Below are 25,567 nucleotides of genomic sequence, written 5' to 3'. Positions count from 1 at the left end.
TCTTTTCGGCGTTTAGAAACAAACGCTTAGTACCTTCCAAACGGCAATAGGGCAGTCTTGGGCACATGAGCTTCACCTTTTGGATAGGGGGTGAGTCAAAAATGTACGAACTCAATCAAAAAAGAGAATTCTACATCGCAAACATGCCCCTTAGCTTGTCAAAGGAAAGGCCATTCTCTAGGACCAAAGACAACCTAGGTTTGATTGAGTGAAACCATCATGCAGATTACTCCCGTTCTTTTGTGCGGAGGCTCTGGAACCCGCTTGTGGCCGCTTTCCCGCAAAAGCTATCCAAAACAATTCGTGTCGCTGATCGGGGACAATACCCTGTTTCAAAGCTCGGCGCTGCGATTGTCCGCTGACAACGATCAGCTGCAATGCACCGCACCAATGGTTCTGACCAACTCGGACTTTCGCTTTATCGTGACCGAGCAATTGCAGGCCGTTGGCATCGACCCCGGAGCCATCCTGATCGAGCCCGAGGGCCGCAACACCGCCCCAGCCGTTCTGGCTGCCGCCCTTCATGCGCATGCTGAAGACAAAGACGCAGTGCTGTTGGTTGCACCGTCTGACCACGTCGTTCCTGATGTCGCAGCATTTCACGCTGCTGTGGCACAGGGTCTGGATGCGGTGGCGCAGGGGAAACTGGTGACATTTGGCATAACGCCGACACATGCGGAAACGGCTTATGGATATCTGGAACTGGCTGAACAACCCGGCACCGACGGCGCCGCTGTTCCTTTGAAGCAATTCGTGGAAAAGCCCGATGCCGAGCGGGCGGCTCAGATGTTGGCGGCTGGAAATTTCAAATGGAACGCCGGTATCTTTCTGTTCCGCGCGACCGATATCATTGCAGCTTTCGAAAAACATGCGCCAACGCTGCTGGAACCTGTGCAAAAAGCGCTGGACGTCGCTAAACCTGACCTGGGCTTTCTGCGTCTTGCAGCTGAACCATGGTCGAAGGCCGAGGATATCTCGATCGACTATGCAGTCATGGAAAAGGCGGGCAACCTAGCCGTGGTTCCGTTTGATGCAGCCTGGTCGGATCTGGGCGGCTGGGACGCGGTATGGCGCGAAAGCGGGCCAGATGCCGACGGAGTCGTGACCACCGGAGATGCCACCGCCATCGACTGTCACGACACCCTGCTACGGTCGGACAGCGACAGGCTTGAGGTCGTGGGGATCGGGTTGAACAATATTATGGCCGTCGCGATGAATGATGCGGTGCTGGTGGCAGACAAGTCCCGAGCGCAGGATGTCAAGAAAGCCGTTTCCGCGCTTAAGGCCAAGGAGTCGGCGCAAGCCACCCAATTCCCCAAGGACCATCGGCCTTGGGGGTGGTTTGAGAGCCTGGTTGTGGGTGACCGCTTTCAGGTCAAGCGGATACTGGTCCATCCCGGCGCGTCATTGTCGCTGCAAAGCCATGTCCACCGGTCTGAGCATTGGATCGTGGTCGAAGGCACCGCAAAAGTGACAATCGACGACGAAGTCAAACTGGTGACCGAGAACCAGAGCGTTTACGTACCGCTCGGCTCGGTCCACCGGATGGAGAATCCGGGCAAAGTGCCCATGGTACTGATCGAAGTTCAGACCGGGGCCTATGTCGGCGAAGATGACATCATTCGATACGAAGACGTTTATGCGCGGGACTGATCGCATCAACTTGACGGCAGCGCAGTATTGAAGCGCTGTCAGTTTCACAGGTTTTTTGAATGACAGATTTTAAAGCGCTTCCAACCGAGCAGCCCGAGGGGAATTCGGCCGATTTGGCGGGGCTTCGGGTGGCAATTGTTCACTATTGGCTTTTGGGCATGCGCGGAGGCGAAAAAGTTGTCGAAAGCCTTCTGGAGCTGTTTCCGAACGCGGTCATAATCACCCATGTCTACGACCCCGCTCAGGTCAGTGACAGGATCAGACGGCACGAGGTTCGGGAAACCTTTATCTCGAAGCTGCCCGGCGCACGAAAGCACTATCAGAAATACCTGCCCCTGATGCCAATGGCGCTTGAGCTTATGGATATGACCGAGTTCGACGTGATCCTGTCCAGCGAAAGTGGCCCGGCCAAAGGTATCATCCCCCGACCCGACGCGGTGCATCTGTGCTACTGCCATTCGCCCATGCGCTATATCTGGGACCATTATCACATCTATCGCGACTCTGCCGGTCGCTTCGCCCGTCTGGCAATGCCGTTCGTGGCGCACAAGCTGCGGATATGGGATGTCACCAGCGCCGCACGGGTGGACCGTTTCATGGCAAATTCGGGCTTCGTCGCCCAGCGCATAAACAAGTATTACAGGCGCGAAGCAGATGTCATTTTCCCGCCCGTCGAAATCGATGACTTCAGTATCTCGGACGACGTCGGCGATCACTATTTGCTGGCGGGTGAAATGGTGTCTTATAAACGGGCCGATCTGGCCATTGATGCCTTTAACGCTTCGGGGCGTAAATTGGTTGTCGTCGGCGATGGCGAACTGCGCGAAGAGCTGACGAAAAAAGCCAAAGACAACATCACGTTTCTTGGGCGTTTGCCCTTTGCGGAGCTGAAACGCCAATTTGCAACCTGCAAAGCTCTGGTCTTCCCCGGCGAAGAAGACTTCGGGATCATCCCGGTCGAGGTGATGGCCTCGGGGCGCCCAGTGGTGGCCTATGGGCGCGGCGGAGCATTGGATACAGTGCTGCCGGGTGTTTCAGGAGTGCATTTTCACGACCAGACAGTGACAGCGTTGAATGCCGCGATTGATGCGCTTGAGGGCGACGTGGCGCTAACCAATGCACCTTCGAAAATACGCGCGCATGCGGCCCGGTTCGATCAACGGGTCTTCAAGGCTAATATCGCGGATCTGGTGAGGCAAGAACTGCACCTGACCGCCCCGGACCTGCGCCGCGCATAATGCTACAAAGCGACACTAACACGGGCACAAAGACCTCGGGCAGAAGGTTTGCCCTTAGAAGCCTGGCCGCCCTGTCTATAAAATCCGGAGCGGCGGGGCTTTCATTTCTGATGTTCGTCGCCTTGTCACGCTGCCTTGGGGACGTGGGATTTGGACAGTTCAGCTTTGCGTTTTCATTGGCGACTATATTGGCGATTGTCGGGTCAATCGGGCAACGCAGTGTCATTCTGCGCTTTGCTTCGTTCTATCTGCACGAACAAAAGGACGCCAAAGCCCGGGGCGTTTTGCGGTTCAGCTATTCCATTGTCCTAAGCGGTTCGATCATAGCGGCCTTGGGCTTGGCTTTGATGGCATACACCCTGCCGTCCTTTGCAAACCAGCAGGGTTTATTGTGGTCTGCGGCCCTATTGACGGTTGCGCTGGCTCTGGCCGAGTTTCAGCCCAATCCACAAAGGGCTGCGGGTTCGGTCTGGATCGCACTTGTTCCAAGGGATATCCTGTTCCGCCTGATCGTGATCTCGGTAGCCGCTCTGGCGGTATCCGGATGGTTGCCTGGTTTGAATGCAGTGACCACAGTGTTGATCATGTCGGGCCTTTTGATCGTGCTGACATTGGCGCAGTCCTTTCTGCTCCCCCTGACGAACCCGTTGCGATTGCTGCGCGGGCCTGCCGATTTCAGTGAGAAACGCAAATGGCTGTCAGCCTCTTGGGGGATGTGGGGAAACTCGGTTGTCAACGCGGCTGGGCGCAACGTGGCGATTGTCATCCTTGGCGGGCTGCTTCCTGCCGCTATGGTCGGTGCCGTTTTTGCCGCCCTGCGCACGGCCATGGTGCTTGAACTGTTCCTGATGGCGATCAACATCGTCGCAGCCCCCTTGCTGGCGGCCCAGTTTGGCAGGAACGACCACAATGGTGCGGAAACCACCTGTCGCCGGATCAGCCTGATGCTGGGCCTGCCCACTTTAGCCAGCTTTCTGATATTCGTTCTGTGGGGCGACCACATATTAGAGCTGTTTGGCCCCGGATACGCAGTGGTTCACCCCGAGCTGATCGTGATCAGCTTTGGCTATCTTGTCAGCGCCTTTTCAGGACCGACAACCCAGATCATGGAGATGTCGGGACATGAGCGGATGCACTTTCTCATGCTGTCCGTCACAACCGGTCTGTCCTTGGCGGCCTTGCCCTTTTCCGTTTCGGCCTGGGGCACCATGGGCGCTGCGTTTTGCATCAGCCTGAACCTGATTGCGCTGAACTGTGCTGCCTATATTTATATTTTCCGGAAAACAGGGATCTCTTCCGGGCTGGTAAACCTCTCCTTCCTAGCAAAGGAGCCACGGGCATGAGCGATCAAAAAAGCCCCGTGAACTTTTTGTATCTGGGGGGCGACAAATGCGGCTCGACCTGGATTTGGCATATTTTGAACCAGCATCCCGATGTCGCTCTGGCCACCGCGAAAGAGATTTTCTATTTCGACCGCTTTTACGACAAAGGTCCGGACTGGTACCGACGTCAATTTCCCGACGAAACCAACGCCATACGCATCGGTGAGATTTGCCACGATTATCTTTATTCCGAGGTGGCATTGCAAAGGATTGCGCAGGATCTGCCACAGGACAGCCGGTTTCTGGTGACGGTACGCGACCCGGTTTCGCGCAGCGTCTCTCATTGGAAATACCTGCGAAAAATTGGCCGGACGACGGCTAGTTTCGAAGACGCCTTACACCAGCAACCGCAGATCATCGAACACTCGTTGTTCGGCAAGCACGTTCAAAACGCCATGCGCCACCTTGGGAAAGATCGCGTGCATGTTCTGGATTTTGGGCAACTCAGATCAGATCCACATGGGTTTGGTCGCGCCATGAGCGAGGCATTGGGCGTTCGTTTCGTGGACACCCTGCCCTATGACGACCGGATCCTCGAAGCACAGGCCGCACGAAGTCCGATGCTTGTCGGCCTATTGCGCAATAGCGGTTGGGTGGTCCGCCGTCTTGGGTTGCCCGGCGTCGTGTCCAGGGTCAAAAGCAATTCGCTGGTTTCGAAGATCCTGTTCGCCTCTGATGCCGGATCAAACCCTGCCGCGCCCAAGGCGCAGACTCTGGAAGACCTGCAAAACCGGTTCGGACCGGATCAGGCGCTGTTGGCAAACATTTTGGTATCAAAGGGAACGGGATGAAGATCGTTTTGGCCGCAGTCATGCATAGCCCCAATCTCGGGGACGGTTTGATCGCCGATTGTCTGACAACTGAGTTGCGTCGCCAAAACGAAAGTCTTGATATCTGTTGGTTGGACCTGGCGGGGCGTCAGACGTTTACCAAACCACCAAAGGGTGCCCGGACCTTGCTGTTGTCCCTGCTAAACCGGTTGCCCCAAGGCATCTCTCAACACCTTGCGACCCGACTTGTCAGGCGACAAATCCGCAAACGGCTTGAACCCTTGATCCCTGATCGCTTTGGCGACGCCACGGCCGTCGTGATTGGCGGAGGTCAGTTGCTGAGCGACGCCAACCTGAATTTCCCCCTCAAGATATCCCGTGTCGTGCACGAAGCAGAGCAGCGCAACCTGCCCATCGCCCTACATTCCGTTGGCGTCGCAAAAACCTGGTCACCCCGCGGTCTTGCGGTTTTCGCCGATCTATTGAGCTCGACCAAATTGTGCTTTGTGTCCGTTCGCGATCAGGGATCGGCGGACAATCTTCGTCAGCACTTCGAAACACTAGGGTTGAACACACCCGAGATTCACGTTGTTCCTGATCCGGCACTCATCGCGGGCAGTTTGGACTTGCCTCCACCGCCAGCCGATGTTGCGGGAACCATCGGATTGGGTGTCGCACACCCGGCGGCCATCAAAACCCATACCGATCAAGGCGCGCTTGGCTTCCGACAGTCCCTATCTCAGTACCAGTCGATCCTGACGGAGTTCCAAACCCGACGAGAACCCGTCACGCTGTTCACAAACGGGGCGGGCGAAGATGAAGAGATGCTGGACCAACTGTGGACGTCCCTTTCATCCAAGCAAAATCTGTTCCGGATGCCGCGACCACAAAAACCGCGAGAGCTTGTCGCCGCCATAAAGGCCATGGATACGGTCGTGTCTCACCGTTTGCACGCATGCATCACCGCACATGCGGTCGCGACTCCCGCTATCGGGTTTCGCTGGGATGCCAAGCTTGACGGGTATTTCGCCCGCGTCGGAGAAAGCGGTAATCTTTTGAACTTTGACGATAAGGCACAGACTATTACAGAGCATGCCGTTGCCTTGAAACGGGCGAAAAAACCAGCCGCCATTGAAACGCAAATTCCGCTGGTCCAATCAGGGGCGCAATTGCTTTTGGAGAGCTTGTCCAAGCCCTGACCGGACCACGAGTTCACTCGATTGCTGGACGCACCCGCGCCTGGGTCAGAGAAACTCCATACTTCGGCAGAGGACGTGAAAGAAACCCAACAAAGCCAAACCAGGAAACAGTCTGGTCGGGATCAGTGTTGCCAGAACCGGAATGAAAAAGAAGAAATAGCGCGCATTCTGGAACGCATAGGTCACGTGCGTATAGAAAAAATACACCGAGAAAAAACACAAAACCAACCACAGATGCTGTCTGAGGTTGGTACGGAACTCGGCCGAGCAATACAAATATACGACGACAATCACAGAAAATAGCGCGTCTATCCAATAGGCTCCGGTGTGCAGGCTGAAAAAATGGAAGCTTGCGAAGAAAACTGACAGGCTTTCAAACGGTGTATAATCGGGATTGGCGACGCTTCTGGTCCAGTCAAATCGTTGGATCAGACCTCCTATCCATGGAAACGCGTAAGCGGCGCCCGTTTTCATTGCGGCGTCCAGAAAAACAGCCAGACCGACAATCCCAAGCGGAACCGATTTCTCAAAACCCGAGCGTTGCAGAAACAAAGCGGCTCGGAACGTCAGAAGAACGCCCAGATTGGCCTCTCCGGTCGTGTATAACAGTACGGCCAGAAGTCCCATCACAATGCCTTCTTTTCGGGCGGACAAGTCCGGACGTATAAGGCAGAACGGGAAGTAGAAAAACTCCCAGTAAATCTTCGAGAATAGAAAGATCGACAAAGGCCAAATTGCGGCCAGCACAGCTGTCTTTCTGTTCACCAGCCCTGTGTAAACAAGCGTCAAGGTCACCAATATGTTGAACGTGAACAGAACCAGACGCATCCAGATTTCAGCAGCCGGAACCGGACTGGAACCATGTTCGCCAGGCAGGAGGATTTCAATGAAGCGGGCAACTGCTTTTACTTCATCCGGCCGCCGTTCAAAGGTGAATACCACAGATTGAAATGCAAATTGGAACAGCAGAAAAAGAACAACTGCGCCAAGTGCGATATAGGTGCTTTTGTCGCTGTCTCGACGATCAACAAAAACATCGACCATTATGTGCGTCGGTCCTCGTTCCGCGTGTCGCAGTATTCGGAATGCTCAAATAGTTGAATCTGGTTTGGTATATTCTACCCAGGGTTTTCTAGCCTGATTTGACGAGAATTGCGAGCGGAGTTTTTCCATCGCGGCTTACTTCAAATCGGGGGCGCTTGTTCAGGCACAATCAGAAACCGAGGTGGCGGTGCTGATGGTCCGCCGCCTCTGTGTGCCAGATAATTAAAGCGTATTCTGTGTTAACGCACGATCGATTATGCGACCCCACCAGATTGTGCCGCATAGAACGCCCGAACCAAGGCCAACTCATCTTCATTGGGAACCCGATTCATATGGACGCCGCCATAATCCCTAATATTCGCGGCATTTGGGCCATAAACCTGATATGGGGCCGCGCTTGAATCTGTCAGGGCGGCGCCGCTGCCCGAAACGACGATACCATTCACGTTTGCAACCCGCGTCGCGGGATCATTCGCCCCGGTGACAACGACATCCACACCAATAAGCGATGCCGAGGTGTTAACGTTGATCGGAGAGCTGCCAAAGGCAACTGTCACCCGGTTCGGTTGGGATTGCGGTGTCGAGATAAGTGGCTGCCGCGCGCTGCCCTTGTTGCTGACAATATGCGCGAAAGATCGCTGGATGCTGATCGTCCGAAATGCGACGGCTTCGAATACAGAGACCGAGAACGGAACCGTTCCCTGAAACTGCAAAACATCATCCACGCCGTCACTTTCCAGCCAATGGTGAGTTCCGTCGGTGGCATATATCGGTGCCGCCGCCGGGCTGGGTGCCAGAAAATAACCCCCCAATGCACCTTTGTTGTTCATCCGAAGCACCGGATCGCCAGAAGACGTAACGGGAACCGTACCCGCCGCGTCCTGAAACAGGGACGATCTGTCAGAGGGGTCGCGCCACAAAAGGGGCTTTAAAGACCCAATTCCAACGGGTTTGTTGCGGGTCGCCAGCGAAGGGATCGAAAAACTGATATCCATCATGTTGCGAATCCTGTGCAAGGCACGGCATTGAATTTCGACATCCGTTTCGGACAAAGCGAACACGCCCCGTCATAGTCAAGCGCCTGAGGCATTTTCCTGGTCTCCGTTTCAGATTTCATGGTGGCAGACGTCACAACCGGAACAGTCCATGTGTTCCCGTGACCTCAACGCGTCATCGCCAAGATGGTTTATGAACTTTGTTGACTTTGGCTTATGTCACCGCACGGCACTTAAACAACTTGAGGCCACGCCACTATAAGTTGCAAACTTGTACCTGCCTGATTTCCTAATTTTGACCCATGCCTGTGTGCTGAGCGACGAACGCCAGATTTGGCAAAAACTACTTAAAGTTTATTCATGCTGTTAACCATCTATTAATAGGTGTTTGCGCAAATCCTGACTTATCGCACCCTTTTTATCGAGGGGTATTCGTCCAAGGATCAGGACAGAAAAAAATGTTGGATTTTTCGTCCCTAGCGCCAATACAAGGCGATCCCATTGATCAGCATGACTCGCACGTGGTCGCGCAGGGTCTGTACACCGTCTTTGGGAAACGCGCGTTCGACATCGCATTAGCCCTGGTACTTCTGCCTTTCGTTGCGCCTGTTATCGCTGTCCTTTGGTGCCTTGTCCGCCTTGACGGTGGACCCGGCTTCTTTGGCCATACACGCGTCGGACATAACTCTAAGCTATTCACATGTTGGAAGATTCGGACGATGGTCGTCAACGCGGAAGGCCACCTTCGCGCCTTACTCAAGGCGAACCCAGAAGCCGCTGACGAATGGGATCGCGACCGTAAACTGACCAACGACCCAAGGATAAACCGGCTTGGTCATATCCTGCGGAAGACCAGCTTGGACGAGCTTCCACAAATCCTGAACGTCTTGAAGGGCGAGATGAGTTTCGTCGGTCCCCGCCCTGTGGTGGCTGCCGAGTTGATAAAATACGGCAGTGCGGCATCGTCTTATCTGGCTCAGAAACCGGGTATCACTGGCCTGTGGCAAGTCTCTGGCCGGAATGATCTTAGTTATGACGAACGGGTCAAAATGGACGTGGTTTACCTTGCGCACCGCAGCTTTGCGACCGACTTGAAAATACTTTCTCTCACCGCTTCGGCGGTGGTTTTCGGGACAGGGCGCTAGTAGCTTTCTTCTTTCCCTGAAAGGTCATACGAAGAAGGCTCACACACCTTATACGTGCACCAACAGAGCAAAACGCCCGAAATGAAGCAAACTCCGATCCACAAAATACCGTTCCCCGCTAGCGGCACCGTGGAAGAACGCCTCGATAGCGGCGTGACCGACTTCAACGCACTGGCTCAAACCCTGTGGCGTGGCAAGTGGTCAGTTTTTCTCGTCACAATTGCGGCAATTCTGGTGGGTGCGTTCTACGCTTTTGTCATGGCCGTCCCTGTATACAGGTCCACAGCGGTTGTGATGTTAGAGACGGATCAAACCAGCGTTGTTGATCTGCAAAGCGTCGTTGGGGGGCTTGGCAGCGAAACTGTCGAGGTCAATTCCGAGCTTGAAGTCCTTAAATCTCGCGGGCTGATGGGAACAGTGGTCGACCATCTGAACCTTGTCGCCGACCCAGAGTTCAACGCTCAGCTTCAGCCAAAGGCCGTGTTTGATCGGTTGAAGTTGCTATTGATGCCATCGACAAACGATGGCCCAGCATCGCCACCATTTTCGGACGAACTGGCAAAACATGTCATGCGGGACGACGTGATCTCGGCCCTGCTTCGGGCAACTGCCATCCGGAATGTTCCGCAAACTCTGGTCTTCGAGGTCACTGTCGAAACAAAAACAGCGCAAAAGTCAGCGCAGATCGCGGATACGATCGTCGAACTTTACGTCCTGAACCAAATCGACGTGAAGTTTCAAGCGACCGAACAAGCCACTGGATGGTTGACCGATCGTTTGGCCGAGCTGCAGGTCGATCTGGAAACGGCCGAGGCGAAAGTAAACGCCTTTAGCTCTGAAACATCTTTGATCTCGCCCGAAGCCCTGCAGCTACAGAAAGTTCAACTGAAAGATCTTCGTGAACGCCGGATAAACGCCGAGATGACGCGCGCTGCGGCGCAGGCTCGGTATGATGCCTTGATGGACGCTCCGGACCGGACCGCCCGCGTCCAGGCTGCTCAGGACCCTCAGCTGGCGCAGCTTTACGCTCAAATTGAAAATTCTGGTACACAGGCGTTTGACACGGCGTTTCAGCGCCTGATGACCCGAACTGAGCGTGACATTAACCGAGCTGCGCATCAGGTGGAGGCATTGGCTCGGTCGTCTGAGGACTTGAGCGCGCAGATCGCGCAACGCAGCGCCGACCTGATCTCTCTGCAACAACTGACACGCGAAGCCGAGGCAGTTCGGTTGTTGTACGAATACTTCCTTGCTCGCTTGAAAGAGACTTCGGCGCAAGAGGGTATTCAGAAGGCCGACAGCCGACAATTATCTCGCGGTGTGATCCCAAGCGATCCGTCCAAACCACAGAAACCCCTGATACTGATCCTGTCGGCAGTCTTGGGCGCAATGCTGGGGATTACCCTCGTTCTGCTGAACGAAGCCCGGCGTGCGGGTTATCGGTCAGCGCAGGAGGTCGAGCGTCAGACTGGCTATAGTGTTTTGGGTCAAATCCCCGTTTTTCCCGCACGTGGTCGGCGTAAAGTGCTGGAATATCTGGCCGCTAAACCTTCGTCCGCGACCGCCGAAGCGGTTCGAAACCTTCGTACCTCGCTTATGCTGTCAAATGTAGATCGCCCGCCTCAGGTTGTCGTCATGACGTCCTCGTTGCCGAGCGAAGGCAAGACAACCAACGCGCTGGCGTTGGCTCAGAACCTTGTCGGGATCGGTAAGAAAGTGCTTCTGGTCGAGGGAGACATACGGCGGCAGACCATGACCGCACAATTAAAAGGCGCACCCAAAGCCGGCATAGTTTCGGTTCTTTCGGGAATCTTGACCGCACAGCAAGCGATCTTTCAAGACCCTCTCGTTGGTTGTGACATCCTTGCTGGCGAGAAAACTTCGGCAAATGCTGCAGATCTTTTTGCCTCGGAACGGTTCCGTCAATTTCTGGACGGCATGCGCGCGGTCTACGACATTATACTGATCGATACACCGCCAACTTTATTGGTATCAGACGCGCGACTGATTGCACGAAATGCAGATGCTGTTCTTTTGACGGTCAAGTGGAACACGACAACCGAACAGGACGTGCAGGAAACATTGCGCCTGTTCCATACGGACAACCAACGCATTTCCGGCATTGTTCTGGGCCAGATCAACACCCGTAAAGCAAAACACTATGGCTACTCTTATGGTGGATATGGCAACGCATACTACAGCAACTGAGCTCGGCTTTTCACGCCAAAACATCGCCGAACCTAAGACAATCACCAATCACTGTACCACCAAATAAAGGCCACGCCTTTAATTCGTAGTGCTCACTGTGCTTGTAGTGCTGTTGGTCGATCCGCCCCCACCGCCTGCAGCGGCCAATCCAGCGGCTGCGGCAACCACGCCAAGCGCTGGCGCAACAAGCGGAACAAACCCGGTGACACCTGCTGCTGCCGCAGCCTCTGCTGCGCCGCCCGCGACAGCGCCTCCGTTTTGGGCAGTTGTTGAGGCCTCAGATCCCTCTTGCGCGAAAACCCCTGTGGTTGAAATTGCGAAAACAAAAAAGAACGCTCTGATCATCGTCAATCTCCTAAAGATAGTGCTGCTCCGATTTCATGACGTGACCGGAACGGCAAGAATAGTTTAGACGAAACTACATTCGTATCTCTTGCATAAAAATATTAATTTTCAGATAATTATTTCAATTTCGTTAAGACTCGAAAGTCATCAACACCTTTCGCTTTGAAACAAATTTGGATGCGTAATATCTGAGCGGCAGCTTGTTTCTTTTGCAAAAAAACAACACGCTATACGTGCATAACGTTTGACTGCGTTTACACAAGACGTGGCATTTAAAATCCTTTAACCAAAGGCCAATCTACAAGCGAAAAGCAAACGTGATACAACGAGCGGTCTCTTTCAGGCAACGAGTAATCCTGGCGTTAATCTGTGTATTCATGATGACGAGCGCGCACGCGCAGAGTGTCTCGACCTATGGCACACCGGGCCTGATCGAGATTCCAACCGCTGAAATGTTTGACGATGGGGCATTGGTTTTTACCGCCGCCGGATTCCGAAAAACCGGGCGCGGTACAATGACATTCCAGCTTTTGCCATGGATCCACGGAAGTTTTCGATATTCCGTTCTGGATGACTTCAACATTGATGGGTCTTCCACATTTTACGACCGCAGCTTTGACATCCATTTCCGGCTTCGGGAAGAAACGAAAAACGGGCCAGCCGTCGTCGTAGGTCTGCGCGATTTCGGCGGTACCGGAATTTACGCAGCCGAGTATTTTATTGCCACCAAAACACTCCGGGACCGCTTCAAACTGACCGGTGGCATTGGGTGGGGTCGTTTGGCCGGACGGGGCGCTTTCTCGAACCCATTGGGGGTGTTTTCTGACAGGCTGGACACACGACCCCCTCGGGAAAGCGGCGGCATTGGTAGCACGGGACAGTTGGACACTGGAAACTGGTTTCAAGGCGATGCCGCCCTGTTCGGCGGTGCAAGCTGGGCTTTTAATAAGCGCCTGACTTTGATGGCCGAGTATTCTCCTGACCTTTACACCGAAGAACATGACCGTACCGGGTTTACCGTTAAAACTCCGATCAATCTTGGTGCGCAATATCGGTTTCGAAATGGAACACAACTGACGGCGTCGGTTTTATATGGCACCACATTTGGGCTGACCTACAGCTATTTTATTGACCCCCGTAAATCCGTGACCCCGGGGGGCCAAGGCGCGTCCCCGCCGCCGCTGTTGCCCCCAAGCCAGGTCGCTGACAAAGCCAAGCAGGGCGACATCCGAACCCGGCTGCAGACTGCGCTCGGTCAGGAGGGCTTGCGCCTTGTATACCTGTCAGAGACCCCCAACACCGTTCGTGTCGGGGTCGAGAACGCCACTTACGGGCAGGCTGCTCAGGCCTTGGGACGCGCCGCCCGTGTTCTAGCAAATGAGCAACCGCCTCAAACCCAGCATTTCGACATTGCGCTGATGTCCAATGGAGTACCACTTAGCGCGGTTAGCGTGAATCGTAGCGATCTTTATGAGCTTGAGAACGACCCCGACAACGCATGGCGCAGTTTTGCCCGGTCTCAGGTCTCAGATACGATCCCGTTGGTACAGGGGGGCGTTCTGACAGATGCGTTTCCCCATTTCTCCTACCGGTTCGGTCCATACCTGAACTTTTCGTTCTTTGATCCCGATGAGCCGCTGCGCTACGAAGTCGGCGCGGCACTTGGACTGGATTATACCCTATCACCCGGATTCACGCTGTCGACTGAACTGCGTCAACCGATCATTGGAACACTGGATGACAGCACGCGTGTATCGGACTCGACGCTGCCCAGGGTGCGATCGGATTGGGCAATCTATGCGCGCGAATCCGATACCCGCATCGAACACATGACGGCTGAGTACATGTGGCGTCCAGCCCAGAACTTCTTTGCTAGGGCGACGATGGGGTATCTCGAGACCATGTTCGGCGGCGTGTCGACGGAACTGCTGTGGTACCCTGTGAAAAGCCGCCTCGCCCTAGGGGTCGAAGCGAATTACGTGACCCAGCGCGACTTTGATGTGCTGTTCGGCTTTCAGGATTACAGCGTCGCCACCGGACATGTCTCGGCCTATTATGACCTGCCGGGCGAATACCATGCACAGGTCGATGTCGGGCGATATCTGGCAGGTGACTACGGCGCGACGTTTGCACTGGATCGCGAGTTCACCAATGGCTTCAAGGTTGGGGCCTTTTTCACTTTGACAACTGTTGGGTTCAGTGAGTTCGGCGAAGGGTCTTTCGACAAAGGTATCCGTCTGGAAGTTCCCGTCAGTTGGCTGACTGGACGTCCGTCGCGAAACAAGATCGCCCAGACGATCCGCCCTGTGCTGCGTGATGGCGGTGCGCGGCTGAATGTTCGTAACCGTCTGTACGGTGTCACCCGCGAGGCCCGCGCGCAGCGTTTGTCCCGCGGATGGGGGAGGTTCTGGCGATGAAAATACGGCACTTCTTCATTCTTGGCCTCTTGCTGGTCTCTTGCGGTGAGGCGCAAGAAGATTTCGATCTGCTCAAAGGCGCGCTACAACCCAACGCGCCACGGTTTCATCCGCGTGCCAACACCCTGGCGTCTCTCCGCCCGATTCCGCCCCGGCTTGAAGTTGGATTTCCATCACGAGATCTGGCGGGTGTGATGCTGCTTGAGACCGAGCGGGACGGGGTGCAATCCTGGCTGACGGCAGATGGGGCGGCTATCACCTTAGACCACGGCATGCTGACTTCGGCAAAGGGTTTTGGGAGCGGCATGTCCAGCGCTGACGTGCGCCAAAGCGCGGCGCTGATCCTTGAAGGCCAAGAAGGGCAGGCAAAGCGGTTCCACAGTTTTCTCAACGGAAATGATGAAATCGAACTGCACGCCTATGTTTGCCAGATTGCCAATCTAGGCCCCGAAACTGTTCTGCTGCGCGGCAACCCCGTGGCCACGACGAAGCTGCAGGAAAATTGTTTTGGGATCGAGGATACGTTCACCAACACCTACTGGGTTCAAAACAGCGCGCAACGGGTCGTTCAATCCTTGCAATGGACCGGCATTTTTCTGGGCAACATGTTCATCAAACTGGTGCCCGATGACACGTAAGACTTTCAATAGCAAAGGACACATCATGCCCAAGATACACTTTTTTCTAAGCGTGCTGACCGTGATCGGTCTGACGGCAGGATGTTCAACGATCTACCGCAGCCCTTCGGTAACGGCCGGCGTTTCGGACAGTGGCAGCGTGCGCGTCGTACCGTTAACGCCGGAAACCGTCCTGGTCGCGAACCGCTCGACCTATGCGCCCAAGACACTGCCGTCGGTCTTTCAGGCTTCGGCCGGGTCTGGCGCGGGCACCAGCCAACGCGGGATCGGGCCTCTGCCGGATGCGCCATCAACTCAGGACGGTTCGCGCGCAGGGTTGCGGCTGGATCCTCCACCGCAGGTCAACCCCGGCGCCTATACGATCGGAATCGGTGATGTACTGGTGCTGTCCACCCCTTCGACACAGGGCAGCGCAGGCGAGTTGTCCGGCCTTCTGGCGGCGCAGAACAGCCGCAACGGATACACCGTGCAAGATGACGGCTCGATCAACATCCCAGATGTCGGGCGGGTGCGTCTGCTGGGCCTGACCGTGGACGACGCAGAAGCTGTTGTTTTCCAAAGGCTGGTCGAAAACCAGATCGACCCGACATTCAGTCTGGAAATCGCCGAGTTCACCTCGCGCCGCGTGTCGGTTGGCGGTGCGGTCGGAAAACCCGGTGTCCAGCCGATCACGCTTAATCCATTGACTCTGGGCGAGGCGCTGGCCGCCGCTGGTTCGGTCTCGGTCAGTGATATCGACAACAGCTCGGTACGGGTCTACCGGGATGGGCGGATGTACCAGATCCCGCTAGAGGACCTTTACGCTCGTACCGATCTACAGAACCTGAACTTGATCGCGGATGACTCGGTCTTTGTTGACACGGACTACGATCTGGATCGCGCCGAACGGTATTTCGCACAACAAATTCAACTGCGCGAAACGGTTCTGGAGGGACGACGCACATCGTTGCAAGAACTGTCCACCGCCGTCGACCTACGCCGGGACGAGTTGAACGAAAGGCGCGACAGCTTTATCCAATCCGTCGAGCTGGACGCCGTGGATCGCGACTATGTTTACCTGAGTGGAGAAGTACGTACTCAGGGGCGTTATGCCCTGCCGTTCAATCATCGCGCAACTCTGGCCGATGCGCTGTTTGACACTGGCGGCGGGGTCGCCAAGGAAACCGGCGACGCATCCGAGGTTTACGTGCTGCGCGCTTCTCAGGATGTGCGCGAATTTGGTGCTGTCACCGCCTGGCATCTCGATACGCGCAATGCGGCGCATCTGACTCTGGCTGCCCAGTTCGAGCTTCGAAACAACGACGTTATTTTTATCGCCGAAAACCCGGTTACACGGTGGAGCAGAACAATCAGCCAGATCACTCCATCGCTGATCACGACCCCGATTGTTGCAGCGTCAAATTAGGGATTTTGCAGCCGAGCCCATCGGCAGGGCTCGGCTCGTTTATCGACGCCTTTGGGCGCGTTCGAACCGCCGCTTATCCCAGCAGCATCGCGTGAATACCCGATGCGGTGGTTCCGGTCGCGTGAACCTTGGATACGCCCACAGGCAGGATCGAAAAGTCGACCATTTTCACAGTACGGTTTTCGCCCTGTACCGTCGTTACAACCACAGTACCGCCGGTTTCGACATACAAGCCAATTGCCACGGCCGCCAGATCGGCGCTGTCGGAGGGTATTACGGGTGCAATATCACGGGCAGGACCGGCCAGGCTGGAGGCACGGTTGTTAAAAGGATTCGTTGTCATGGATCAGATCTCGCTGTGTTTGTCAGTTTGCGAGACCCTAAGAACAGGCCGTTAACGAGCTCAAAGCAGTGCGCCCGTTGCCCACTAGGTCACGCGGTCAGCTTTCCAGGAATCTTGGCGCGGTCCCATCCAGGCATACCGCGCTCAGCCGGCCTGTTGCGAAAGCCCCGGTATCTATCGCGATACGCCCGCGTTCTGCCTTCGCTTTTGGAACGATCGTGTGCCCATGAACCACCCACATCCCGTCCCGTCTGTCCTTTTTATCGAAATCAGGATGGCCCCAAATCAATGCTTTGTCAGACTGTTCATCAAGCGCACGGTTCGGATCGGCACCGGCGTGTGTGACCAGTACAGTCCCAGTCAAGAACCGATTATGCAGGGCGGCCAGCCAGGAACAAAGGGGCTGTCCCATGGCAAACTGCAACCGGTCACGGCAGTCCTGCAGGTCGTCTCCGCTCATTTCCGGTCGAACGCCTGATACGCCGAACGAGGCCAAAGTCTGCAATCCGCCGTACCTAAGCCAGCGGTGACCATGGCGTTTAGGGTCCTGCAGGAACCTCAACAACATCTCTTCGTGATTGCCCATCAAGCACGTAATGTCGGTACGCGCGCTGAGCAGCTTTAGCACCTCGGCGCTATGCTCGCCGCGGTCGATATTGTCACCGACCATAACCAGGCGGTGATCGTCTGGAACTTTCGCCAGAAGGTGCTCTAACTGCGATATACATCCGTGGACATCACCGATGACGCAGATCGGTTCGGCCGGCATTGGGATCGCAAATTCAGCGCGCCTGAAACGTCCAATCAGGGATGTCAGAGTTTGCAATGGGCCGCACAAACCAAAGAGGTGAAGATTGGGCATAGTAGTATCGCGGCGACCCAACCGCTACAAGCCGTCCAGTGTTAGGCCGGTCGGCAGCGCGGCACACCCATGCGTATCAGCTCGGCACCTTTGATCTTGTGCACGCCATGAATTCTGTTGCGTCCAGTCTCCATAAACCATGATCGCAAAGGTTCGGGGTAATATGCCGCCATGACTTGGCTAAAGTAGTCAAAATCCTCTTTCGACAACCGGCGCCCCCCACGTGAAGGACCATGGAACCCGAAAACCGTGCGTGGTTCAACGCACGTACCGGTCAAGCCCAGAAACATTGTACAGGTCGAAAAACAGACACGCCCGCGAATTTCGATCTGAACCCCATGTCTTTGAAGATTCTCCAGCTCGACAATGCGATCGTGTAAATATCCACCCCGATCATTACCAACTATGAAGGAGTTAAACGTTTCCGCCAAACTGACCGTCGGCAGACACAGCAAGCCAACCCAAGCAAGACACATGACCAGACCGGCACGGCACCGGTTGGTTTTGTGACCTTCCACCCGTAGTTTCGCTCGGCAGCTCCACATCCCTTTTCTCCAACCCGATGAAACACGGGTTCAGAGCTAGTCGGCAGCAGGACCATAGAGGTGCACGGCATGTGTTGAAAATGTGTTTTAAATCAAAGATTTATATTTATTTCACTGAAAATTTTAGCGGCCTTGGAAATTACTACATGACGTCGTTTACGCCGAACGGCCGAGATACAGTCGTCGGTGGCATCCGGGCTTTGAATTAGTTGTTAAAACAATCCCGGATGATCTGGTTACCGTCCGTATCTATGGCGCCCGTATCGAATTTAATTTGCGGTGCCAAACGCGGGCGAGTGAAGGCAATCGAATCAAAGGTTTGGGCTGAGATAATCAAATCGCCAAACCAAGGGGTATAGTCCAGAAACGCCTCGGTCATGAGTAACGTGTCACCCTCAGCAAAAAGCGGGATCCGGTCCGCGTAGAAGATCATCTGCGCATTAGTAAGATCCGTCAGCCCGTCGGTCGACTCGGACCAACAGAATTCCAAAACACGCTGCGCCTGATCCGCGCAATCAGCCGTACACTCGACCGTCGACATCCTTAGTTCGGTTGGATAGCTGTTGTTTGTCAGAAACCTGTAAATGCTGTCCATACCGTCGAAATAACTTGAATCGATGAAATTGTCTTCCCGGCTGACCATGTCAGATACGGTATAGGCTGCCTTAGATTGTAGATACGTAACCCGTATCGCATCCTGCACAACGATACCTCCGGCCGTCAAAAAGATCAGAAACGGTAACACCATTCCCATCTCGACAAGCGCAGCACCGCTTGTATTTGCTTTAAAGCGGGCAACAGCGCCAGACACGGCGCGGGCGTAACTGTTCAACTGGTTAAACATGTCAGAAAGGCTCGTTCACAAAGGCTGATTTGGACACAAGGGCGAAATTCCCGAACTCGTCATACCGCGGCAGAGATCGCAGCGCGTTGATCGGGGGAAACAATGAACCCTGAATCAGGCAGGCCCGCGCCACCATCAACTGGTTCTCGATTCCAGTACTGAAATCAATTGGCGGCATATAGCCGTCTTCTGGTGTCGTATCGAGGCAATTGGTTTGACCCAGATCCAAGTTCCACACCGATCTTTCTACCTCGCGCACCTGCAGCAACAAGTTGTCCGAACAATTCCAAAGGATGAACCGCGCCAGGGGTTTGGCACACATAGCATCTTTGACCTTTTCGTGATCCGGATCAGGAATCAATCCGAGGCGTAGCTCGCGAAAAGTCTGGTCCGTCACACGATCCAGTGAGATCTGGCGCATCTTAAGAAAGCTGAACTCAAGCGTCATATAGCAGATCAACAAAAGCAGCGGTAAGCAGAACGCATATTCGACAAGCACGGCGCCCGCTTCGTTCTTTCGCCAATTTCGAAGTCTGGTCACAAAGCCGCCGTTCGCATTGGATTCCGGTTGTTGCGGTACGGCCATATTTTTGTCGTTACGAATGGTAGTCATGATCAAAACCCTCCGCCCTCGTTACTGTGTCAATCGCAAGCGGTTGATCTGCCGCGCGATCGACTCAAAGGCCGAGGCGATATCAAGGCTATTCACGTCATAGAAAAAGGCGGGGGACGAGGCACAGTCCAAAAGAGTGGCATCGCCCTGCGCATAGGTGTCCATGCCGATGGTAAAGATAGTGATACCACTGTCCTTGGCCGCCTGACAGATCGCAGAGGTACGAGGGTTCTTCGTCGTGTTCAGAGTTGATGCGACGATCCGGTTATAGTGGTTGTTGGCCGATCGCCGGGTATCCGCTGGCGCAAGTATATCGATTACAAATCGACGTACTGGCATGGCTGCCCAGACCTCTGGCCAAGTCAAACGGACGGCTCCTCCGCCTGGCGACGTGCTCCAGAAGTTACCCGGGACGTGATAGTAATCAAATGGCCCGCGACGATTCCTGAAATAGGCGTACCTGTTTGTTCCCGGCACGTTGAATACCGGCGAATTGCCACTGCGAAACGGAGATTTGATGTCGTAGCTCTGCGTATTCTCACCATCTGACATCACGATCAGATATTTTACCGTATTGGCGCTGGTGAAGTCATCAGGAACGTTTCGTGCAGCCGGAGCGGCCAAATATTCAAACCCGGCAGTTCCTGACAAGGATGACAAAACCGGTCTCAACGACGGATCCAGCATGGCTGCACCCCATTTCGTCGCCATTTCAATCGAAGTGAAGCCGTAAGGCTGCATCGCTCGGATACGCGCCTTAAGAACTTCGGGATCCTCCGCCCATGGAACAATGTCTCGTACAGTAGAGTCAGTTGGACAAACTGCGCCAAACTGAGTGACATCGCTACCAAGCCCTCGGGCGTCATGGTGCGCTGTTCTGGACAGGGTTGTATCCGTAGGGATGGCTGTCGTTTGGTAGTCGGAAGCGTTGCTGAAAGTCACGCAGTTCGAAGTGGAATGCTCGGAACTGACCGTGAAGTTGCTAAGCAATGCTTCACCGACGGAAACCTGGGTTGCAAATGGAACGAGTGAAATTGTTGTGTTACCTGGCTGACCCGGGCGGGGCTGGACAGCGTCTACGAATGCTTGGGCTGCTGGAATCAACAAATCCATCCGGGACGGCGTGGCAGCTGGCCCGCTGGTAGCACCTGGTGCCCATGACATCGAACCGGAATTGTCCAGGGCGACTGCAATTTCCAGATCCTGGCGCGACTCTGTTGCAGCACCAACAACGGGTACATCCCATGATTCCCAACCCACAACTTGTGTTAGATAAGCCGGAACTTCTTCGCCCGCAGTAATTCTCACCGTCCGTTCAGTTGGTGTGTTGACTATCGAGACATTCTTCAGGTTGGCAGCAAGCCCTGCTTTTTCAAAAAAATCTTCGACCAGAACTTCAGGATCCAAAACCTGTTCAAGGTCCGCCGAAGCGAGGCTGGCCGCATCCGTCGTATTCTGCAGTTTGACCCGAACATTCTCGGTCAATGCAAGCTCCAGCGCAAAACCAATAAAGGCAAGCATCGGGATGATCATCATGGCAACCAAAACCAGAACCGCACCGTCGGACTCGCTACGGAAACGGGCCATCAGTCCACGTGCGTCATCGCTAGATTGCTGGCTTCGCTTTATCGAAAGGAAGACCGATTTTCCTTCGGTCAAATCTTCAAAATCTGTACCCATCTGAACAACTCATAACTGGTGGAACCGCGAACAATTTGAAAAAGCAGTTAGTAACTTACACCAAAATGAACTTAAAATGAACTGGGAATGAACGAATTTTGTCAATTTTTGGACACATTCTTTCAATCGAATATCTTTTGCCGCGGTCACACGTGTGAATCGGAGGCTTCGTCGTATCCGGTGAGACGAGTACTCTCGAATGCTATCGTAACGGTATGCGTTTCAAATTTATTTATTTGATTTCATTAACTTACAATGCTTCTGTGCTCGCGTCACCTTTACGAAATACCCAACCTAATTGTTTGGCTTAGTCGATTAGGGGCACGGAAACCTGGTGTCCCACGCTTTCAGCGACACATCGTTCAGCGCCGACGACGATCACTTTTGAACATGAATTGTGAACCACAAACAAGTTATTCACTTATTGTTTCCAGCTAACTGGGAGTTCATCGTTTGGCACTCAGTGATTAATCGATTCTGAGACCTCTAACACTGAGTCGTTACGGCAGGATTCCGGTTGCTGATCCTAACCGGATATCACATCGATAAGGGGGCGTGAGCCCCCGCATTCTTTTCCCCAACATCGCCAAGCAACCCAGCGGCAGGGCATGCCGCGCTAGAGGGGGGTCTTGTAACACCCCCCTCCACGAATACGAAAGCGAAGGTCAGCGCAAAGGCGAAGGTCAGCGCAAAGGCAAAGCAGGCATGCGGGTGATTGAATTAACCAACCGGTAAGAATTCACGCCGCAACGAATGCTCAAGCGCTCGACCTGAACAGTCGGGCGCTTTTAACTTTGTTCTATTCCTTCGGATGTTTTGCACAGCGCCTTTGTCCGCTATGCGGACTTTGCTGCCGTTCGTTCCAATCCTCCACATCTAGACTTCAGAGCCAAACAGATTCACATTGAACCAAGCCCACCAATTGCCAGAACCCAAGTCCTAGTCAGTTAAGGAGACCGTGTGTACTTTCAAATTTCAGCATTGTTAGCAACGGCGCTGCGGCATACGAAGAATGTCTATCTTTGGGTCATCAGCGGGTTCTAAAGGCTTGTTATTGTAGTAGTTGTCTTAGTTCTTGGGACAGCAATTGCCTCTATTATTGTACGAAATCTCGGTGGAAATATATTCTGGGAGCTCGGGGTTTTTGGTTTGGGAGGGTTCTTGACCCTCCACTTTGCGATGCAGACAAGGAAGTTCATGAGCTCCGGCGAATAGACCGTCGACTAATGCACAGGTCTGAACCGTAGCAAAAGGTGGAATGGGCTCACCGCAGACATTCGAGCTATCGGCTTATGGGATGATATTCCCCTACCCGGGGAATACGCGGTGTCGGGTATACCCCGGGTAGGGAAAAATCCCGATGATTACGTGTAGTGGCAATGCCATTTCACTTGGCTGACGGTGCTGACAGCACTGACGGTGAGGGCGCATTGGTTTTCGTTATGAGAAAGAATCAGCCCCGGTTTCGTTGGTAATACGTAGCCGTAGTTTGCGCTCTTGCGTAGCACCGTTGTAGCACCGGGTGTTGGCACCTAAACGCAGAAAGCGCGCCCCTTGGGGCGCTAAGTGCTTGATATCTGACTGGAAGTATTGGTTGGGGGAGTAGGATTTGAACCTCTGACCTTCAGGTTATGATCCTGACGAGGTTTGCTCGTTAAGCCAGCAGTCCAGTGGACTGTTTGTAGTGTGAACGGGCTGTTTAAAGATTGGTTGGGGGAGTAGGATTTGAACCTCTGACCTTCAGGTTATTAGCCTGACGAGGTTTGATCGTTAAGCAAACAGTCCAGTGGACTGTTTGTAGATCGAACGGGCTACTTGGATTTTGGTTGCGGGGGAGAGGATTTGAACCTCTGACCTTCAGGTTATGAGCCTGACGAGCTACCGGACTGCTCCACCCCGCGCCAGATGTTCTTTTCATCGTTTAGAGAGATATGGGCTTTTTCTAGGTTTGGCGGTGACCTACTCTCCCGGGGCTTAAGCCCAAGTACCATTGGCGCGGCAGTGCTTAACTTCCGGGTTCGGGATGGGACCGGGTGTTTCACTTGCGCTATGACCACCAAACCGAGGAAAAGCCCTCGGTCGACTTTCTTGCTGTGCAAGAAAGCGACTATGCAGGAGGCAGCGTATTCGCGAAGCGGATGCGCATTCCTGCACGGTTGTTATGTCAATCAACATCGTCGTTTGAAGCGACGAAGTCATCCATGTTTACTGAGGTGTATGTTTTTGATTTGTCTTTCCATTACTGGATCAAATCAAGCCTATCGGGCGATTAGTACCGGTCAACTGAACGCATTACTGCGCTTACATCTCCGGCCTATTGACGTGGTGGTCTTCCACGGCCCTCAGGGAGACCTTGTTTTGAGGGGGGCTTCCCGCTTAGATGCCTTCAGCGGTTATCCTGTCCGATCATAGCTACCCAGCACTGCCGTTGGCACGACAACTGGTCCACCAGTGGATCGTTCACCCCGGTCCTCTCGTACTAGGGGCAACTCCTCTCAAGTCTCCTACACCCACGGCAGATAGGGACCGAACTGTCTCACGACGTTCTAAACCCAGCTCACGTACCTCTTTAAACGGCGAACAGCCGTACCCTTGGGACCTGCTCCAGCCCCAGGATGAGATGAGCCGACATCGAGGTGCCAAACACTGCCGTCGATATGGACTCTTGGGCAGTATCAGCCTGTTATCCCCGGCGTACCTTTTATCCGTTGAGCGATGGCCCTTCCACTCGGGACCACCGGATCACTATGGCCGTCTTTCGACTCTGCTCGACTTGTCAGTCTTGCAGTCAGGCTGGCTTCTGCCATTGCACTCAACGAGCGATTTCCGACCGCTCTGAGCCAACCTTCGCGCGCCTCCGTTACGCTTTAGGAGGCGACCGCCCCAGTCAAACTACCCGCCACGCAGGGTCCCGGATCCGGATAACGGACCGCGGTTAGACATCAAGAGTGCGAAGGGTGGTATCTCAGGGAGGCTCCACAGGGACTTGCGTTCCTGCTTCAAAGCCTACCACCTATCCTGCACATCACAATCCTGATGCCAGTGCGAAGCTGTAGTAAAGGTGCACGGGGTCTTTCCGTCTAACCGCGGGAAGCCTGCATCTTGACAGGCAATTCAATTTCGCTGAGTCGATGTTGGAGACAGCGGGGAAGTCGTTACGCCATTCGTGCAGGTCGGAACTTACCCGACAAGGAATTTCGCTACCTTAGGACCGTTATAGTTACGGCCGCCGTTTACCTGGGCTTCAATTCAAGGCTCTCACCTCTCCTTTTAACCTTCAGGCACCGGGCAGGCGTCAGACCCTATACGTCGTCTTGCGACTTCGCAGAGCCCTGTGTTTTTAATAAACAGTCGCCACCCCCTGGTTTGTGCCCCCAGCCCCTAGTTGCCTAGGAACCGGGCCTCCTTCTCGCGAACTTACGGAGGTATTTTGCCGAGTTCCTTCAACATCGTTCTCTCAAGCGCCTTGGTATGCTCTACCAGTCCACCTGTGTCGGTTTAGGGTACGGTCTTACAGGAGGGCTATTTCCAGGAACCTCTTAGCAGCCCATTCAATCCAATAAGGATGAACTACCTTCGAGATCCGTCACCACTCCACGGCTCAGGAATATTAACCTGATTCCCATCGCCTACGCCTTTCGGCCTCGGCTTAGGGGCCGGCTTACCCTGCTCAGATTAGCTTTAAGCAGGAACCCTTGGACTTTCGGCGAGTGTCTCTCACACTCTTTGTCGCTACTCATGTCATCATTCTCACTAGTGATCTCTCCACGGGATCGCTCACGCGCCCGCTTCATCGAAAACACTCTATCCTGCGCTACCGCCTATTCGGCTACTTGAGCGCGATTGCTCGCGCCAAATGACCGGCGATAATACAGGATGAGTGCTATGTCACACTACGCTCTGCTACCGATGCTTACGCATCCCTAGACTTCGGCTCATGGCTTGAGCCCCGTTACATCTTCGCCGCAGGACAACTTATTTAGACCAGTGAGCTGTTACGCTATCTTTAAAGGATGGCTGCTTCTAAGCCAACCTCCTGGTTGTTTTGGTCGTCCCACCTGCTTTCCCACTTAGCCATGAATTGGGGGCCTTAGTCGTAGGTCAGGGTTGTTTCCCTCTCCACTACGGACGTTAGCATCCGCAGTGTGTCTGCCATCTAGTACTCCCGGGTATTCGGAGTTTGGTTAGGATCAGTAAGCCTGTGTACATTACCCATCCAGTGCTCTACCCCCCGGGGTATT

General features: G+C 54.3%; 18 protein-coding genes, 1 tRNA gene and 2 rRNA genes (1 of these 21 cut by a window edge). 10 read left to right on the top strand and 11 right to left on the bottom strand.

Annotation, left to right across the window (positions count from 1 at the left end; all coding sequences use genetic code 11):
• Positions 1-219: 219 nt before the first annotated feature.
• The 5 genes from ACR3EG_RS20300 to ACR3EG_RS20280 are packed head-to-tail and all read left to right on the top strand — an operon-like array spanning position 220 to position 6,242.
• Positions 220-1,653 carry a mannose-1-phosphate guanylyltransferase/mannose-6-phosphate isomerase gene (locus ACR3EG_RS20300; RefSeq protein ID WP_480497956.1) on the top strand — a complete coding sequence of 478 codons (1,434 nt, stop codon included), beginning with the start codon at positions 220-222 and terminating at the stop codon, positions 1,651-1,653.
• A gap of 59 nt (positions 1,654-1,712) precedes the next feature.
• On the top strand, positions 1,713-2,891 hold the full coding sequence (locus ACR3EG_RS20295; protein WP_480497958.1) for a glycosyltransferase: 1,179 nt from the start codon (positions 1,713-1,715) through the stop codon (positions 2,889-2,891).
• Positions 2,891-4,234 carry a lipopolysaccharide biosynthesis protein gene (locus ACR3EG_RS20290; RefSeq protein ID WP_480497960.1) on the top strand — a complete coding sequence of 448 codons (1,344 nt, stop codon included), beginning with the start codon at positions 2,891-2,893 and terminating at the stop codon, positions 4,232-4,234. Before ACR3EG_RS20295 ends, ACR3EG_RS20290 begins: the two co-directional genes overlap by 1 nt.
• Positions 4,231-5,064, top strand: a complete 834-nt coding sequence (locus tag ACR3EG_RS20285; protein ID WP_480497962.1) for a sulfotransferase family protein — start codon at positions 4,231-4,233, stop codon at positions 5,062-5,064. Before ACR3EG_RS20290 ends, ACR3EG_RS20285 begins: the two co-directional genes overlap by 4 nt.
• Positions 5,061-6,242, top strand: a complete 1,182-nt coding sequence (locus ACR3EG_RS20280; protein WP_480497964.1) for a polysaccharide pyruvyl transferase family protein — start codon at positions 5,061-5,063, stop codon at positions 6,240-6,242. Before ACR3EG_RS20285 ends, ACR3EG_RS20280 begins: the two co-directional genes overlap by 4 nt.
• Positions 6,243-6,287: 45 nt before the next feature.
• Here the strand turns inward: ACR3EG_RS20280 and ACR3EG_RS20275 are convergent, their stop codons facing one another.
• A complete protein-coding gene (locus tag ACR3EG_RS20275) occupies positions 6,288-7,286 on the bottom strand; it encodes a hypothetical protein (protein ID WP_480497966.1) in 999 nt (332 codons plus the stop codon).
• Positions 7,287-7,540: 254 nt separating this feature from the next.
• Complete coding sequence (locus ACR3EG_RS20270) at positions 7,541-8,284, bottom strand: hypothetical protein (RefSeq protein ID WP_480497968.1); 744 nt, start codon at positions 8,282-8,284, stop codon at positions 7,541-7,543.
• A gap of 455 nt (positions 8,285-8,739) precedes the next feature.
• Between ACR3EG_RS20270 and ACR3EG_RS20265 the strand changes: the two genes are divergently transcribed.
• Positions 8,740-9,426, top strand: a complete 687-nt coding sequence (locus tag ACR3EG_RS20265) for a sugar transferase (RefSeq protein WP_480497970.1) — start codon at positions 8,740-8,742, stop codon at positions 9,424-9,426.
• An 81-nt stretch (positions 9,427-9,507) separates the two neighbouring features.
• Positions 9,508-11,634, top strand: coding sequence for a polysaccharide biosynthesis tyrosine autokinase (locus ACR3EG_RS20260; protein ID WP_480497972.1), 2,127 nt, complete (start codon positions 9,508-9,510; stop codon positions 11,632-11,634).
• A 78-nt stretch (positions 11,635-11,712) separates the two neighbouring features.
• Here ACR3EG_RS20260 and ACR3EG_RS20255 read toward each other — a convergent pair whose 3' ends face one another.
• The gene (locus tag ACR3EG_RS20255; RefSeq protein ID WP_480497973.1) at positions 11,713-11,979 is read right to left on the bottom strand and encodes a hypothetical protein; all 267 of its coding nucleotides are present in this window, start codon (positions 11,977-11,979) and stop codon (positions 11,713-11,715) included.
• A 380-nt stretch (positions 11,980-12,359) separates the two neighbouring features.
• On the opposite strand from ACR3EG_RS20255, the gene ACR3EG_RS20250 reads away from it, so the two are divergent.
• From ACR3EG_RS20250 to ACR3EG_RS20240, 3 genes are read left to right on the top strand one after another with little or no spacing between them, the layout of a single operon-like run.
• Positions 12,360-14,396 (top strand): YjbH domain-containing protein, encoded by a 2,037-nt coding sequence (locus tag ACR3EG_RS20250; RefSeq protein ID WP_480497975.1) that lies wholly within the window; start codon positions 12,360-12,362, stop codon positions 14,394-14,396.
• A complete protein-coding gene (locus ACR3EG_RS20245; protein ID WP_480497977.1) occupies positions 14,393-15,034 on the top strand; it encodes a YjbF family lipoprotein in 642 nt (213 codons plus the stop codon). Before ACR3EG_RS20250 ends, ACR3EG_RS20245 begins: the two co-directional genes overlap by 4 nt.
• Before the next feature lie 25 nt (positions 15,035-15,059).
• Entirely contained in the window at positions 15,060-16,439 is a 1,380-nt protein-coding gene (locus ACR3EG_RS20240; protein ID WP_480497979.1) for a polysaccharide biosynthesis/export family protein, read from the top strand.
• Positions 16,440-16,512: 73 nt separating this feature from the next.
• Here the strand turns inward: ACR3EG_RS20240 and ACR3EG_RS20235 are convergent, their stop codons facing one another.
• From ACR3EG_RS20235 to ACR3EG_RS20200, 8 genes are all read right to left on the bottom strand, one after another.
• Entirely contained in the window at positions 16,513-16,782 is a 270-nt protein-coding gene (locus ACR3EG_RS20235; RefSeq protein ID WP_480497980.1) for a spike base protein, RCAP_Rcc01079 family, read from the bottom strand.
• Positions 16,783-16,879: 97 nt separating this feature from the next.
• The gene (locus ACR3EG_RS20230; RefSeq protein ID WP_480497982.1) at positions 16,880-17,551 is read right to left on the bottom strand and encodes a metallophosphoesterase family protein; all 672 of its coding nucleotides are present in this window, start codon (positions 17,549-17,551) and stop codon (positions 16,880-16,882) included.
• A gap of 843 nt (positions 17,552-18,394) precedes the next feature.
• The gene (locus ACR3EG_RS20225) at positions 18,395-19,033 is read right to left on the bottom strand and encodes a TadE/TadG family type IV pilus assembly protein (RefSeq protein ID WP_480497984.1); all 639 of its coding nucleotides are present in this window, start codon (positions 19,031-19,033) and stop codon (positions 18,395-18,397) included.
• Between the two features lies 1 nt (position 19,034).
• A complete protein-coding gene (locus ACR3EG_RS20220) occupies positions 19,035-19,646 on the bottom strand; it encodes a TadE/TadG family type IV pilus assembly protein (RefSeq protein ID WP_480497986.1) in 612 nt (203 codons plus the stop codon).
• A gap of 21 nt (positions 19,647-19,667) precedes the next feature.
• Entirely contained in the window at positions 19,668-21,326 is a 1,659-nt protein-coding gene (locus tag ACR3EG_RS20215; RefSeq protein WP_480497988.1) for a TadE/TadG family type IV pilus assembly protein, read from the bottom strand.
• 1,823 nt (positions 21,327-23,149) lie between these two features.
• Positions 23,150-23,227, bottom strand: a tRNA-Met gene (locus ACR3EG_RS20210).
• Between the two features lie 45 nt (positions 23,228-23,272).
• Positions 23,273-23,387: ribosomal RNA gene (rrf, locus tag ACR3EG_RS20205) — 5S ribosomal RNA — on the bottom strand.
• 187 nt (positions 23,388-23,574) lie between these two features.
• Positions 23,575-25,567, bottom strand: a 23S ribosomal RNA gene (locus tag ACR3EG_RS20200) (it continues 867 nt past the right edge of the window).

Source organism: Ruegeria sp. AM7 (genome assembly GCF_056535965.1).
Note: the sequence above shows the minus strand (reverse complement) of the source record. Positions and strands in the feature narration are given on the sequence as shown.